The sequence below is a fragment of the Natrinema hispanicum genome (genome assembly GCF_900111485.1).
GTDB classification, from domain to species: Archaea; Halobacteriota; Halobacteria; order Halobacteriales; family Natrialbaceae; genus Natrinema; species Natrinema hispanicum_A.
Genome location: NZ_FOIC01000001.1, coordinates 260,084 through 273,289, shown reverse-complemented (window position 1 = coordinate 273,289; position 13,206 = coordinate 260,084). Strand labels below are relative to the sequence as shown.

Here is a 13,206-nt window from a genome sequence, read left to right as displayed (position 1 = left end):
GCGCTCGAGCGACACCGCGACCCCGACCGGAATCACGTGAATTCGGCTTCGGTCACGCGGACGACGAGGGTGTCTTCGACGTCCCTGAGATCGTACGCCGGGAGCTCGCCGTCAGTCCGGCGGACGTACAGCGGTTCGACGAGTCGCTCGGTCGGGCCACCAGCGGTGTCGACGTCGTCGGTCGAGTCTGTGTCACCATCGTCCTCGTTCGCGTCGATCCGCTCGAGGCCATAGACCTTGCAGAATTCGGCTGTCTCGGCGAGTTCGACGTCGCCGTTTCGAAGCTGGGTTGCCAGCGGCCGTGAGAGCCACTCCGTGTCGCTGACGCTTGGTTCCTGGACGAGTGCCTCGTCGACGAACCGCGTGAGATACCAGTCGAGGTCGTTCAGCAGCGAGACCGCAGCACCGACGCTGACCGTCCGCAGCGCGATGGCGTTCTCGAACGGACGCGTTAAGTCGTAGGTCGCAAGCGCCTCTCGAGCCGTTTCCCGGGAGAGCAGGTCGTACTGGAGGTTGCTCTCGGCCTCGCCGAGCAGACAGACGCGGGTCACTACGCTGTGGTGTGTGCGACGGTGTAATGTCGGTTTCGGCTTTCCGACGGGTTGTGGGTTCAGTCTCGAGGCGTCGCTGGTTTTGGTCGGATATCAGTGTTCGCTCGCGCGTTCACGAGCGACGTGAACGAGCACGCCGAATCAATAGAGGGGATGGGATTTGAACCACGGTCGTTTCACTCCCTGATTCAAATCCATCGTTTCGTTTTCCGCTCGAGAGACTCCTCACGGTGTTCGTCGTATTCTCTCGCGGAAAACGGTGGGGATGGGATTTGAACCCATGAGGCTTGACAGCCACCTGCTCTCAAGGCAGGCGCGTTAGGCCGCTCTGCCACCCCACCTCACTCTCTGATTTAGCACACGTTCAAAAAGAGTTGTCGGTCTAAACGCGCTCGAGGTCACCATCAGCACCCACCGCGATCCCCAGGTCGTCGACCAGCGCAGCCGTCGCCGCTGCCCCCGGACGGTCGGCAGCCTGCCGAGCCTCGAGTCCGGCGATGGTCGCCTGCAACCCGGTCGAGGTGGCCACGGTTGGGAGCATGGGCGCGAATCCGACGCCAAGGCCGTCGTCAGCTGCCTGCTGGGCTAACGTCGACAGGTCGGGTGTCGCGTACGCATCGGTGAAATCGATCGGTTCGGCGAAGCCAGCGAAGTAGGTTTGCCCCCGCTCGGACGGCCCCAACACGACGTCGTGACGCCGGAGCGACATCGCCGCGCCGTCGATTTCCGTGCGAGCCACCAGCGGGGCTGTCGGCTCGAGCACGCCCACACTGTCGGCCCCCTCGCGCTCGAGCAGGTGCGTGACGGTGTTGCCGACGCGGGCAGCGCGACTCGAGCCGACCTGACGCTCGAATCGAACCTCCGCATCCTCGCCGAGCGCGTCGAGGACCAGCGCCCGGACCTCGGCTTCGGGATCGAAGTCGCCGTCAGCGTGCCCGTTGGGCAGGGTGTCGGCGTCGCGGTAGTTGACCAGCAGGTCGCCGCCACTGGAAGCGACGGCCCACAGGACGTCGGCGACGGCGGCCTCGTAGAGCGAGACCGCCTCGGCGGCCGACAGCGGCGACTGCTCGACGAGCGACGAGAGCACGAGTCCCTCTCGCGGGGGCGCGACCGGAACGACGACGATCATACTCTCTACTCCGAGCGCACGGTCCTTGAACGCGGCGCTTCCGGGACTCGAGCACCGACCCGATCCCGGGATCGTGACAAATTATAGTGGCGTAGTGCCTTCAACCGGTATGGACAAGCTATCGATCGCCGGACTGCTCGGGACGCTCGTTATCGCGGCACTGGCAGCTCTCGGTGTCTTCGGATTCGCAGATGGCACGCTCATCGCCGCATCCGGCGAGTACGTCACAGCGACGATTGGCGTCCTCGTCGTCGCGGTCGTCGTCGTCGCGGCGCTAATCGCGCTCGGTGTAGGCTCGAAACGCTGGCGGGCAAACCCCTACTGGTAATCGGACTCGAACGCGTCCGGGTCACGCCCTACCGTTCCTGCCGTCCTTTCGTCTGGCGGTAATCCGTCGCCATCAGTTCTGCGAAGGCCTCGAGCCACGCCTGCGTCTGCTCGTCGGTTCCCTCTCGAGGGTCGATCATGGGGACCAGTTCGAACCCGCGGCCACGGATTCGAGTGGCATGATCGTCGGACAATGAGAGGTCTTCGGCCGGGGTCGTCGTGTACTCCGTTCCCAGTTCCGCGAGCGCACGCTCGCCGATCGGGACGAGGATTTCGGGGTTGATCATCCGAATCTCGGCGCTGAGATAGGGCTCGCAGGTGGTGACCTCCTCGTCGGTCGGCTCCCGGTCTGGGTCGCGACAGCGGGTGAGATGTGTCAGGTACACGTTCTCGAGAACAGGCTCGTCGGCCGGGGCGGTTACGTCACAGAGGCCGAGTCGCTCGAGGATCCGTCGCAGGCCACCGTCGCCGTCGCTGCCACCCTCCCCAGCGAACGGAACGCCGGTGTCGTCCGCCCGGGCTGTCGGCTGTTCGTCGACGAACAGGAAGTCCGCATCCACGTCGCCGTAGCCGTGGACGACCTGGGTGCGCGTCTCACAGAGTGCCGGACAGTTCTGGCACTCCTCATCCATGCCGAAGGGGTTCGCTCGAGACTGTTGATTCGCGTCCACACTCGCCTCTCGAGTGGCAGGATCAAAAGCGACGCGCCCGGCAACGCCACGGCCGAGACCGGTGGCCCCGACCCATGCCGTTGGCGGTTATCAGTCGGACGAGGCGGCCTCGCTGCGTCGGTACTGGGAGATACCCTGCCGGTGGACGATGCCCGTATTGTTCGCGACGTTTTCGGTGATCGTCCGTAAGGCGTCGCTGGTTCCGTCCTCCTCCTTTAGCACCGTCGGCTTCCCACCATCGCCACCCTCTCGGACGGCTGGATCGAGCGGGATCGAACCCAAGAACGGCAGGTCGTGTTCGTCGGCGAACTCCTCGCCACCGCCAGAGCCGAAGATGTCGTGTTCGCCGCCGCAGTCGGGACAGGCGAAGGTCGACATGTTCTCGGCGATCCCCAGGACGACGGTGTCGTGTTTGGCGAACATCTCGAGGCCCTTGCGGGCGTCATCGAGGGCGACCTCCTGTGGGGTCGTGACGATGACCGCGCCGGTGACGGGCATGGTCTGGAGCATCGTCAGTTGGGTGTCGCCGGTCCCTGGCGGGAGGTCGACAACGAGGTAGTCGAGGTGGCCCCACTCGACGTCTTCGGTGAGCTGGGTGATGACCTTGTGGACCATCGGGCCGCGCCAGATGACCGGGTCGTCCTCGCCGGTGAGGAAGGCCATGCTCATCAGTTTCACGCCGTACTTCTCGGGCGGGACGAGGGTTTCGTCTTCGGTCGCCATCGGCGGCTCGTCGGCGTCGACCATCCGCGGGACGTTCGGTCCGTAGACGTCGGCGTCGAAGAGGCCGACGCGTGCCCCGAGTTGCGAGAGGCCGGCAGCGAGATTGACCGCGACGGTCGATTTGCCGACGCCGCCTTTCCCAGAGGCGACGGCGATGACGTTCTTGACGTTCGGGAGCACCTGCTCGTCGCCCGAGAGGTCGTCACGGTCAGGAATGCTCGCGGTCAGGTTCGGGTCGATCCCCTCGGCAGTCAGAACCTCACGAATCTCCGCGGCGATGTTGCTCTCGGCCGGGGAGTAAGGGGCACCCAGCGCGAGATCGATGTCGACCTCGTCGCCGTCGACACTGATGTCGTTGACGAGTCCGAGCGACACGATATCGTCGCCGAGTTCGGGATCATCGACCGCCCGGAGACGGTCGCGTACGGCGGCTTCGTCCATGTTCGTAGGTACTGCCCGGCGTCGAAAAGGGTTGTGTTCGATTGAGGTGTCGCCGGGATGTCGATCGAGACGAGAGAGTTATCCACGGAAAGCGTAGCCGCCTATCGCCGGGCGCTCACTGGCGTGTGACTGGTCGTTGCTGCCCTTCTATGACCAGTCGTAGGGGCAGCCGCGAGTCAGCCCTTGAAATCGAATCGCGGCCCGCCGTACGTCGGCGGATCCGGCTCGAGTTCGACACCCTGCTCGTAGCGCACGAAGTTCAGATAGAACGGCCGGCCACAGCCCTCGACGGGTTCGCCCTCGAGGTCGGTGACCGGGCCGTCCTCACCACAGTGGAACTCGATCCCATCCGCGTCCGCGAAGTCCTCGTCCGGACTGGCGTACTCCCAGCCCGGCTGGGAGATCGTGGTCACCGATCGATCCGCGAGATCCGGCTGGCGCTCGACGCTTACCACGGCGTCGCAGTGTGGGCAGGTGTATCGGACGGTGACGCTCATCGACACCGCTAGGGGGATCTGGCATGTGAATGTTACTCCGACGAGAGGCGGGGGCGGACTTTCGATCAGGTTCGATTACCGCTCCGGTTTCACACTCTTGTGGGCGTCCAACGCGCCCTCATGGGACCAAATCCACCCGTACACGGGAAGGACCCCGTCAGCACGAGTGTACTGGATGTGTGGTGGTAAGATGTCTGGGTATTCACAGACAGTAACCGTCACTTCGTCGCGCATCGGTGACAATGCGTGATCGATGGACTCACGACAGATCGGTGCAGCGGCAAGCTCGCTGTCCGGCTGCGGCCCGTACGGAGACGGCGGCTCGATGAAATCGTCCAGTTCAAGCGAGAGGCCGACGGTTCGATCATCACTGTCGGTATCGAAAAAGTATATCTCGGCGGTTCCCTCACGTCCGTCGACTGCAATACCAGCGTGATCGCGTTCCGTATCGGCATCGAGATGCGCCTCGAGAACGGCCGCCTCAACGGTAAAGTCCCAGGTATTGTACTGATTTCGCTCTAGATCCTTCGTTCCGGTCGAGAACTTCTCATCCTCCAGTGGACTGAATTCGGTCGTACTGAGATCGGTAGATGAGTGTCCATCTCGTAGCCGAACCGATCCGTCCGCCGTAGCATGGATGGCGACTCGATGTGTCCGGGTCTCCGTGATCGCTTGTTCGAGTGCATCGATATCAACCTGTAAATTGAGGTCGCTGGCCTGGAATACGTCGAATGTGTCGGCTGGGAGTTCGACTTCAAAGAGATAGCAATACTCACTTTTGCTCCGTGCTTTGATGCCGACATTCTCCCTGACAAGAAAGAGTGCGTTCCGATCCGTCGGTTCGTATACTGCTGTTAACTCGCGGAGGTAGTCGGTTTTGACGACCACAAAGAGGTCATCATCGGGGTCGGCGCTTGGATCGAAGCTCGTTCGGTTCGCTTCGGCCGGCTGGGTTTCGCTTCCGACGGTTATGTCGGTGCCACTTTCACTCATACCGATTAGTATACGTTAGCTAACAGAAAAGGCTGCGGCTCGACTGACACAGCCGTTTGGGAACCGCCCAATCTTTTGCTATCCGTCGGCAAGTCGAACCGCTCGAGACGATTACAACTACCCGGAACACCTTTGCCGTTGACGGGAAACCATCACAGTATGATCGACGAGACGGCCGAGGAAATCCAGGAGATGCAGACGCACAGCTCCTCGGTGGTTGCGGTCCGCGCAGCGCAGGCCCTCGAGGAACTGGTCGACCGCGAGTTCGCCACCGTCGAGGAATACACGCGGGCACTCGAGCGAAACGGCACCGTCCTGCGGCGGGCGAACCCCTCGCATGCATCCCTGCAAAACGCCATCCGAGAGATCGTCGGCGACGTGACCGATGCCGAACCCGACAGCGTCGAGGCGGCAAAACAGCTCACGAGTGAGACGATCGAGGAAGTCGTCGCACGGATCGAATCCGGCAAGCGACTGGCAGCCGAAAACGCCGTTGACGTCCTCGAGGATGGCGCGACGCTGCTGACCCACGACTATTCCTCGACGGTCCTCGAGGCAATCGAGCAGGCAGTCGAGGCCGGCAAAACGTTCGACGTCTACGTCACCGAGGCCCGACCGCGGTACATCGGACGGAAGACCGCTCGGGCGCTATCCGACCTCAAGGGTGTTGACACGACGCTGATCACCGACAGTGCCCACGGCCTCTATCTCGAGGAATGTGACCGGGTCGTCGTCGGCATGGACTGTATCGTCGACGATACCCTCTACAATCGCGTCGGCACGTTCCCGATCGCGTCGACGGCCGACCGACTGGACGTCCCGGTGACCGTCCTCGGCTCGGCCTCGAAGCTCGTCGACGAGGGATTCGTCTTCGAAAACGAGTTCCGATCGGCCAGCGAGGTCATGGCCGAACCCGCTGAAGGGTTCGAGGTCGAAAACCCCGCCTACGACGCGACGCCGGTTGACTTGCTCGAGAGCGTCATTACGGACGAAGGCCGCCAGCTGTTCTAGTCTCGTTCGCCGAACGTCCGCGGCGAGCCCTCAGTCGGGGCAGCCCACGCGATCGCATTGCGAAGCACCTGCTGGACTGCTTCGTTCTCGTAGATGGGATACGTTTCGTGGCCCGGCCTAAAATAAAAGATTCGCCCCTTTCCGCGCCGATAACAGCAGCCGCTCCGGAACACCTCGCCACCCTCGAACCAGCTGACGAATACCAGTCGATCAGGTGCAGGAACGTCGAACGGCTCGCCGTACATCTCCGTCTCAGGGAGTTCGATCGCTTCATCCAGCCCGTCGGCGATCGGATGGCCGGGATCGACCACCCAGAGGCGCTCGGTGCCGCCGTCTTCGCGATACTGCAGGCTACAGGACGTCCCCATGAGCTGCTTGAAGGGCTTCGAATAGTGGCTCGAGTGAAGCGGCACGAAGCCCATGCCCTCGAGGACGCGTTCTTGTACTCGGTCGGCGACCGCGCCATCGACGTCGTCGTGGGCGTCGTGGCCCCACCACACCAGGACGTCGGTCGCTGCGAGGACGTCGGCGGTGAGTCCGTGGGCTGGCTCCTCGAGCGTCGCGGTTCGAACCTCGTGGTCGGCGGCGAGCGCGTCGGCAAGGGTTGTGTGGATTCCGTCGGGATAGACGGCGGCGACTGCATCGTCCTCGCGTTCGTGGCGGAACTCGTTCCAGATGGTGACTGCGACCATGGCCACCCTGTCACCCGCCGGCGGCTTATACTGTTGTCGAGTGGCTGAGCCGGCGCGATCCAATGTCGATAGCTCCGTCATCACACCACTGTCTCGCGGTCGATCGGCAGCCCGAAGCGCCGAACAGAGGAGCTATATTCGTCCAACAGATCTGGGATCAGAACCAAGATAGTATAGTAATTAGTGAAATAAAAAATGTCTGTATAGATTAATCGGTCATAACTCTTATTTCGGTCGCCGACTGCCACTCCCTATGGAACGGGATCGAACACAACTGACAGCGAAATCGATGGTTTCTCATGACACGTTTTGCTTCGCTGTGGCGACCGCGGAGGGGTGGCGATGATCGGTGCTGACATCGGTGTCGGTGTCGTCGGCCTCGGTGGGATGGGGACGCTCCACGCACGAAGCGTTCGCGAACTCGGTGCGGAGGTCGTCGCCGGTGTCGATCTCGTCCCGGAGCAACGCGAGCAGTTCGCCGCCGAGTTCGACGCACGGACTTACGAAACGCACGAGGAACTCGTCACGGACGAGGCAGTCGACGCCGTCATCGTGACGACACCCAACCGCTTTCACGAACCGATCGCCATCGCAGCCCTCGAGGCGGGGCTGGACGTCCTCGTGGAAAAGCCCCTCGCTCATTCCTTGGAGAGCGCCGAACGGATCGCCGAGGCGGCGGCTCGATCGACGGGTGTCTGTATGGTCGGTTTCCACAACCGTCACGCGGCGTCGATGGCGATGTTCGAGGAACAACGGGCCCGCGACCGCTTTGGCGAGGTCACCCACGTCGAAGCCAACTACGTCCGCCGGCGTGGTGTCCCCGGCCCCGGCTCGTGGTTTACCGATCCCGAACTCGCCGGCGGCGGTGCCTTGGTCGACATCGGCGTTCACGCCCTCGATCTCGCGCTCTACGCGCTCGATTTCCCTGAGATCGTCGAAGTCAGCGGCGTCACGCGGACCACGTTCGGCACGCGCGAGGAAGTCGCCGATCCCGAGGGCTTCGGTGACAACTGGGATGCCGACGCCGAACGCTACGAGGTCGACGACTCTGTCAGTGCCTTCATCCGCTGTGCCGGCGGCAAGACCATCTCACTCGAGGCCGCGTGGGCGACCAACCGCGAGGAGAGCATGGACTTCCACGTCCGCGGCACGAAGGCGGGTGCCCAGTTCGACATCGGCGACACGGAGCTGCGGATTCTCGAGGCCGGCACGGTTGGCCGTGACCACTACGCCGATGTCGACATGAGCGCCGACGACACGCTGACTGGCTACGCCGAACAGGACGAGGCCTTCCTCGAGACCGTCGCGACCGGCGTCCCACCGGAGACCAATACGATCGACGAAGCGCTGACCGTCCAGCGCGTTATCGACGCCATCTACCGCTCGAGCGAGGCCGAACGGTCGGTGACGCTCGCCGACGCCCATGTCAGCGAGACCCAACTCGAGGAAACGACGCGGCTCGATTAAGACTCGTTCTCGCGGTGCCGTTTCGGCGGATCGATTTCTCAGCAAGCGCTATCCAATGTAATCCAACCCGAGACGACCCAAACTGATCGAAGAGAGCGGTCGCTGGCCGCCTGTTAAAACCGGAGAATTCGCCCGTTTCGACCGGGTTACAGCACTTCGTCGAAGTCGTGGTGGCCGTGGATGTCGACGCCCTCGTCGGTGATCTCACAGAGGAACACGCCGTTACCGGAGCCGGTGTCACGCTCGACGGCGGATTTGATGCCGCGGGCGGCGACCGCCTTCGCCTCCTCGTTGGACATGTCGTCCTCGTAGGCCTGCTCTAGGTGCCCGTAGGCCAGTTGCATCCCGCTGCCAGTGACGGTGTAGTCGTCTTCCATGACGCCGCCGGCGGGGTCGATGCTGTAGACGTGGCTGCCTTCGTCGTCGACACCGCCCAGGATCGGGTGGATGGCGAAGAACGGGCCGCCGCGTGCGAAGTTCCCTGCGAGGGTCGCGAGCGCGTCGATGCTCATGCCTTCGCCGCGTCGGGCCTCGTAGAGGTTGACCTCGGCGCGGAGACTCGAGATGAACGACTGTGCGCCGCCGACGCTGCCGACGAGGGTGAGTGCGCCGGTCGGGTGGATCTGTTCGACCTTCTGGACGTTCTTGTTCGAGACGAACCGGCCGCCGAGGCTGGCGCGCATGTCCGTCGCGATGACGACGCCGTCGGCAGTCGAGATGCCGATCGTCGTCGTGCCGGTCTTGTTGACGTTGTCCAGATCGGCCTGCGTCAGGTCGTTCTGGGGAAGGGATCCGAGCTCCGGCTCGTAGGGGTTCGGATCGTCGGCCAACTGGTCGACCGTCCGGGAGAAATCGGAGTCGTGTGTGGGCGTACGCATTACCCGAAGCGTACGCCGGGGCGGTATAAAACACCGGCGGTCACCACCGTCGTTTCCGCTTCCGTCCGGCGCGCAGAGCGGCCGCTCGAGGGCCGAGTCGGTGTGTGCCTGCGGAGCGGAAGCTCGTCGGTCGGCGAGTCCGAAAATCAGTCAGCGTCGATTAGCGCTGCGTGGCTTCGTACGCATCTTCGACGGTGGCGAGGATGCGGTGGATCGGCAGGGTGAACCCAGCCTGTCGGGCGGCGATCGCAAGCGGCATCGCGGCGATGCCGATCACGATACAGAGCTGGTACAGTGCGAACAGCGTCGCGTGGTACACGCGGGATATCATCAGCGTTCAGTCGTGGCTCAGACGGAGGCAGTATATAAGTATTGTTGAAACATGGAATATATAATGGTTGTTAACTAGCTATTGGGTCGACGCCTGCTTGCGATTCAACTACGGTTGCGGTGGGCGCAACTCGAGTCACATTCGCATCGATGTACGGGTATGTCGGTGGCAATTGATCCGATGATTTCTCGTAACGTATGGGAATCATCCGGCTGACGTGCGCAGCCCTGAATCAGTGGCGCGCGTCTCGAGCGGTGACAGCGCCGACGAACCGCAAGACAGGAAACCCCCCGGACCGACTACGCTGTATGGGCAACTATCTCGTCGCGATGGAAGCGGCATGGCTCGTTCGTGACGTCGAGGAGATCGACGACGCGATCGGCGTCGCCGTCAGCGAAGCCGGGAAGCGACTCAACAGCGAAGACATGGACTACGTCGAAGTCGAGGTCGGTGCGACGGGCTGTCCGGCCTGTGGCGAGCCGTTCGACTCCGCCTTTATTGCAGCCGACACCGCACTCGTCGGTCTCGCGCTCGAGATGGAGGTCTTCAACGCCGACAGTGAGGAACACGCCTCTCGTATCGCGAAAAGCGAGGTCGGTGGCGCGCTGCGAGACGTCCCGCTGTCGGTCGTCGAGATCGTCGAAGTCCCCGAAGACGAATAACCCCGACGGCCAGTACGGCTTCGGTCGCCGAGGCTCGGCCGTCACCACCCGAAACAGCCGTTTTTGCGACTACTATCGGTTAGCTGTCAGTAGGCTGTCTCCGGTATGAGTGGCTGACCCACCCAAAGCTCTTTCTATAACCCTTAGTTATTGTTTAATATGGAACTCCCGACGCCTGCGGACCTCAGACAACGCCGTACCGAACTCGGACTCACCCAGAGCGAACTCGCGGAGACTGCCGACGTCTCCCAGCCGCTGATCGCCCGGATCGAAGGCGGTGACGTCGATCCGCGTCTCTCGACGCTTCGACGGATCGTCAACGCCTTGGAGAAGGCCGAAAGCGACGTCATCCGTGCTGAAGACCTGATGAACGAGGCCGTCGTCAACGTCGCTCCCGACGATCCCGTCAGCGAGGCTGCCCGGAAGATGGAAGACGAAGCCTACTCTCAGCTTGCGGTCATTCAAGACGGGATTCCAGTCGGCTCGATCAGTCAGACCGATCTCGTCCACCTCGATTCAGAGGCTCGTGACGAGCCGGTCGAAGACCACATGAGCGAGAGCTTCCCGACCGTCTCGAAAGACGCCACCCTCGATGAGATCAGCAACTTACTCGAGCACTACAAGGCCGTGATGATCACCGAAGCCGGCGAAACCGTCGGCATCATCACCGAAGCCGACATCGCCGCACGGCTGTCCTGATCGACCCAGTCGTCGACGCTCGTCTCGGCCCCTATTGTCGGCTGGCACGTCATGGTGGTCGTCTTTCGTATCCCGGGTTTGAGACATACTTGCAGCAATCGGGAACGGCGAACCGCCTTTATGCGGTTGCGAAGCGAACCGTGAGTACGTTCGTTCCATGTACGATACAATTCTCATTCCGACTGACGGGAGCGACCACGCCGCTCGAGCGGCCGAGCATGCGCTGACGCTCGCAGAGTGGTTCGACGCCACGGTGCATGCGATCAGCGTCGTCGACACGGACGCCGCGAGCGGGATGCTCAGTTCCGGCAGCATCCGTCGAGAGTTCATGAACCAACTCGAGGACGGTGCCGAACGCGCCGTCGAGACGATCGAGACGATGGCCGACGACTCGAGTGCGGTTCAGACGGCGGTTCTCCGGGGCAAGCCGAAAAAGAAGATCCTCGCGTACGCGACTGATATCGATGCCGAACTGATCGTGATGGGGACCCACGGCCGAAGCGGTGTGAGCCGCTTCGTGGCCGGCAGCGTCACCGAACACGTCGTTCGTCGCGCGGAGATTCCCGTCCTGACCGTGCGAGCGAACGAGCGAACAGAACCGGCTGACAGCTACGACGAGATCCTCGTGCCGACCGATGGCAGCGACGCCGCAGGGACCGCAGTCGATCACGGCCTCGAGCTCGCACGCGCGGCGGATGCGCGCGTCCACGCCGTTACTGTCCTCGACACCGGTGATATGGCGGCCAGTCCCACGCTCTCGCCACCGACAGAGGTGATGAAAGAACTCGAGACCGAGCGCCAGAACGCGACGGACGAGATCGCAACGCGGGCTCGAGAGGACGGGCTGGCAGCCACGTCTACCGTTCTCGAGGGACGACCCGGCGACGAACTGCTCGAGTACATCGACGATCACGAGATCGATCTGGTCGTGATGGGGACTCATGGCCGAAGTGGCATCGATCGGCTGTTACTCGGGAGTACGACCGAACGGCTGCTCAGACACGCGTCAGCTCCGGTTCTCGCGGTCACCCCGCCCGAAGCGGGCGACGACTAGAGACACTTCCGGACGCGGCACCCACGTCGAGTTAGCTGTGACCGGACACCGGCACTGGCTCGTAAGGCTCCTCGAGATACGCCATGTCCGACGCCGACAGATCGATCTCGAGGGCTTCGACGGCCTGCTCTAAGTGTTCGACGCTGGTCGTGCCGACGATGGGAGCGTCGACCCAGTCGTTGTGGAGCAACCATGCGAGAGCGAGCTGGGCCATCGTCACGCCTTTGTCGGCGGCCAGTTCGGCGACTCGCTCGTTGATCTCCGGCCCACCGCCGTCCCGATAGGGGTGGTCGTACAGATGCTCCTCGGTCTCGCCGCGGGTCGTCGCGTCGACGTCCTCGTGGGGCCGCGTGAGATAGCCACGGGCCAGCGGCGACCACGGCAGCACACCGATATCCTCCTTTGCACAGAGTGGCAGCATCTCGCGTTCTTCCTCGCGGTAGACGAGATTGTAGTGGTTCTGCATCGTGACGAACCGCTCGAGGCCCAGCCGGTCGCTCGTGTGTAGCGCCTCGGCGAACTGGTAGGCCCACATCGAGGACGCACCGAGATACCGGACGTGGCCGCGGCGAACGGCGTCGTCGAGCGCGCGCAGCGTCGTTTCGATCGGCGTGTCGTCGTCCCAGCGGTGGATCTGGTAGAGGTCGATCGTGTCCATCCCCAGTCGCTCGCGGCTGGCTGCGAGTTCCTGTTCGATCGCCTTCCGCGAGAGGCCACCCGAGTTCGGGTCGTCCTCTCGCATCTGGAAGTACCCCTTCGTGGCGACGACCGACTCCTCGCGGTAGCCCTCGAGAGCGTCGCCCAGGATTCGCTCTGACTCACCGTTCGAGTACATGTTCGCGGTATCGAAGAAGTTGATTCCCAGGTCGATCGCCCGATCGATGATTGCCGTGCTCTCCTCGTCGTCTAAGACCCACTCGCGCCAGTCGCTCGATCCGAAGCTCATACAGCCCAGACAGATGCGACTGACTTCCATGCCAGTGGAGCCAAGGGTCGTATACTCCATGTCGAGCTGTACGCGGACGGGCGAAAAAACAGTACGTGGTGAGGCAATCGATGGCGTTGTCGTGTGAGGTCCGA

General features: G+C 63.0%; 16 protein-coding genes and 1 tRNA gene. 6 read left to right on the top strand and 11 right to left on the bottom strand.

What is annotated here, in order from left to right; all coding sequences use genetic code 11:
• Window positions 1-32 precede the first annotated feature (32 nt).
• The 3 genes from BSG09_RS01385 to BSG09_RS01375 form a co-directional block, all read right to left on the bottom strand.
• Complete coding sequence (locus BSG09_RS01385) at window positions 33-551, bottom strand: DUF5804 family protein (protein ID WP_092929313.1); 519 nt, start codon at window positions 549-551, stop codon at window positions 33-35.
• Between the two features lie 257 nt (window positions 552-808).
• Window positions 809-892 (bottom strand) — tRNA-Ser (locus BSG09_RS01380).
• Window positions 893-933: 41 nt separating this feature from the next.
• Entirely contained in the window at window positions 934-1,680 is a 747-nt protein-coding gene (locus tag BSG09_RS01375; RefSeq protein WP_092929311.1) for a hypothetical protein, read from the bottom strand.
• Between the two features lie 109 nt (window positions 1,681-1,789).
• On the opposite strand from BSG09_RS01375, the gene BSG09_RS01370 reads away from it, so the two are divergent.
• Entirely contained in the window at window positions 1,790-2,008 is a 219-nt protein-coding gene (locus BSG09_RS01370) for a hypothetical protein (RefSeq protein ID WP_092929309.1), read from the top strand.
• 28 nt (window positions 2,009-2,036) lie between these two features.
• On the opposite strand, the gene BSG09_RS01365 is transcribed toward BSG09_RS01370, so the two are convergent.
• The 4 genes from BSG09_RS01365 to BSG09_RS01350 all read right to left on the bottom strand — a co-directional run bounded on the left by BSG09_RS01365 (window position 2,037) and on the right by BSG09_RS01350 (window position 5,332).
• Window positions 2,037-2,639 (bottom strand): uracil-DNA glycosylase, encoded by a 603-nt coding sequence (locus BSG09_RS01365; protein ID WP_092929307.1) that lies wholly within the window; start codon window positions 2,637-2,639, stop codon window positions 2,037-2,039.
• 129 nt (window positions 2,640-2,768) lie between these two features.
• Window positions 2,769-3,842, bottom strand: coding sequence for an Mrp/NBP35 family ATP-binding protein (locus tag BSG09_RS01360; protein ID WP_092929305.1), 1,074 nt, complete (start codon window positions 3,840-3,842; stop codon window positions 2,769-2,771).
• 176 nt (window positions 3,843-4,018) lie between these two features.
• Window positions 4,019-4,339 (bottom strand): hypothetical protein, encoded by a 321-nt coding sequence (locus tag BSG09_RS01355; RefSeq protein ID WP_092929468.1) that lies wholly within the window; start codon window positions 4,337-4,339, stop codon window positions 4,019-4,021.
• 75 nt (window positions 4,340-4,414) lie between these two features.
• Window positions 4,415-5,332 (bottom strand): hypothetical protein, encoded by a 918-nt coding sequence (locus BSG09_RS01350; RefSeq protein ID WP_092929303.1) that lies wholly within the window; start codon window positions 5,330-5,332, stop codon window positions 4,415-4,417.
• A gap of 159 nt (window positions 5,333-5,491) precedes the next feature.
• Between BSG09_RS01350 and BSG09_RS01345 the strand changes: the two genes are divergently transcribed.
• A complete protein-coding gene (locus BSG09_RS01345; RefSeq protein ID WP_092929301.1) occupies window positions 5,492-6,343 on the top strand; it encodes an eIF2B alpha/beta/delta subunit family protein in 852 nt (283 codons plus the stop codon).
• On the opposite strand, the gene BSG09_RS01340 is transcribed toward BSG09_RS01345, so the two are convergent.
• Window positions 6,340-7,035 (bottom strand): ThuA domain-containing protein, encoded by a 696-nt coding sequence (locus BSG09_RS01340; RefSeq protein WP_092929299.1) that lies wholly within the window; start codon window positions 7,033-7,035, stop codon window positions 6,340-6,342. The genes BSG09_RS01345 and BSG09_RS01340 overlap by 4 nt on opposite strands.
• A 342-nt stretch (window positions 7,036-7,377) precedes the next feature.
• Here BSG09_RS01340 and BSG09_RS01335 point away from each other — a divergent pair, with 342 nt between their 5' ends.
• Window positions 7,378-8,502 (top strand): Gfo/Idh/MocA family protein, encoded by a 1,125-nt coding sequence (locus tag BSG09_RS01335; protein WP_092929297.1) that lies wholly within the window; start codon window positions 7,378-7,380, stop codon window positions 8,500-8,502.
• 146 nt (window positions 8,503-8,648) lie between these two features.
• Here the strand turns inward: BSG09_RS01335 and psmB are convergent, their stop codons facing one another.
• Window positions 8,649-9,380 (bottom strand): archaeal proteasome endopeptidase complex subunit beta, encoded by a 732-nt coding sequence (psmB, locus tag BSG09_RS01330; protein WP_092929295.1) that lies wholly within the window; start codon window positions 9,378-9,380, stop codon window positions 8,649-8,651.
• 160 nt (window positions 9,381-9,540) lie between these two features.
• Window positions 9,541-9,711 carry a hypothetical protein gene (locus BSG09_RS20580; protein WP_175542117.1) on the bottom strand — a complete coding sequence of 57 codons (171 nt, stop codon included), beginning with the start codon at window positions 9,709-9,711 and terminating at the stop codon, window positions 9,541-9,543.
• A 308-nt stretch (window positions 9,712-10,019) separates the two neighbouring features.
• Between BSG09_RS20580 and BSG09_RS01325 the strand changes: the two genes are divergently transcribed.
• The 3 genes from BSG09_RS01325 (at window position 10,020) to BSG09_RS01315 (ending at window position 12,126) form a co-directional block, all read left to right on the top strand.
• Entirely contained in the window at window positions 10,020-10,373 is a 354-nt protein-coding gene (locus BSG09_RS01325; RefSeq protein ID WP_092929293.1) for a DUF555 domain-containing protein, read from the top strand.
• A gap of 159 nt (window positions 10,374-10,532) precedes the next feature.
• The gene (locus BSG09_RS01320) at window positions 10,533-11,072 is read left to right on the top strand and encodes a CBS domain-containing protein (protein ID WP_008010004.1); all 540 of its coding nucleotides are present in this window, start codon (window positions 10,533-10,535) and stop codon (window positions 11,070-11,072) included.
• Between the two features lie 157 nt (window positions 11,073-11,229).
• Window positions 11,230-12,126, top strand: a complete 897-nt coding sequence (locus tag BSG09_RS01315; protein ID WP_092929291.1) for a universal stress protein — start codon at window positions 11,230-11,232, stop codon at window positions 12,124-12,126.
• Window positions 12,127-12,157: 31 nt separating this feature from the next.
• On the opposite strand, the gene BSG09_RS01310 is transcribed toward BSG09_RS01315, so the two are convergent.
• The gene (locus tag BSG09_RS01310; protein WP_092929289.1) at window positions 12,158-13,132 is read right to left on the bottom strand and encodes an aldo/keto reductase; all 975 of its coding nucleotides are present in this window, start codon (window positions 13,130-13,132) and stop codon (window positions 12,158-12,160) included.
• Window positions 13,133-13,206: the final 74 nt, after the last annotated feature.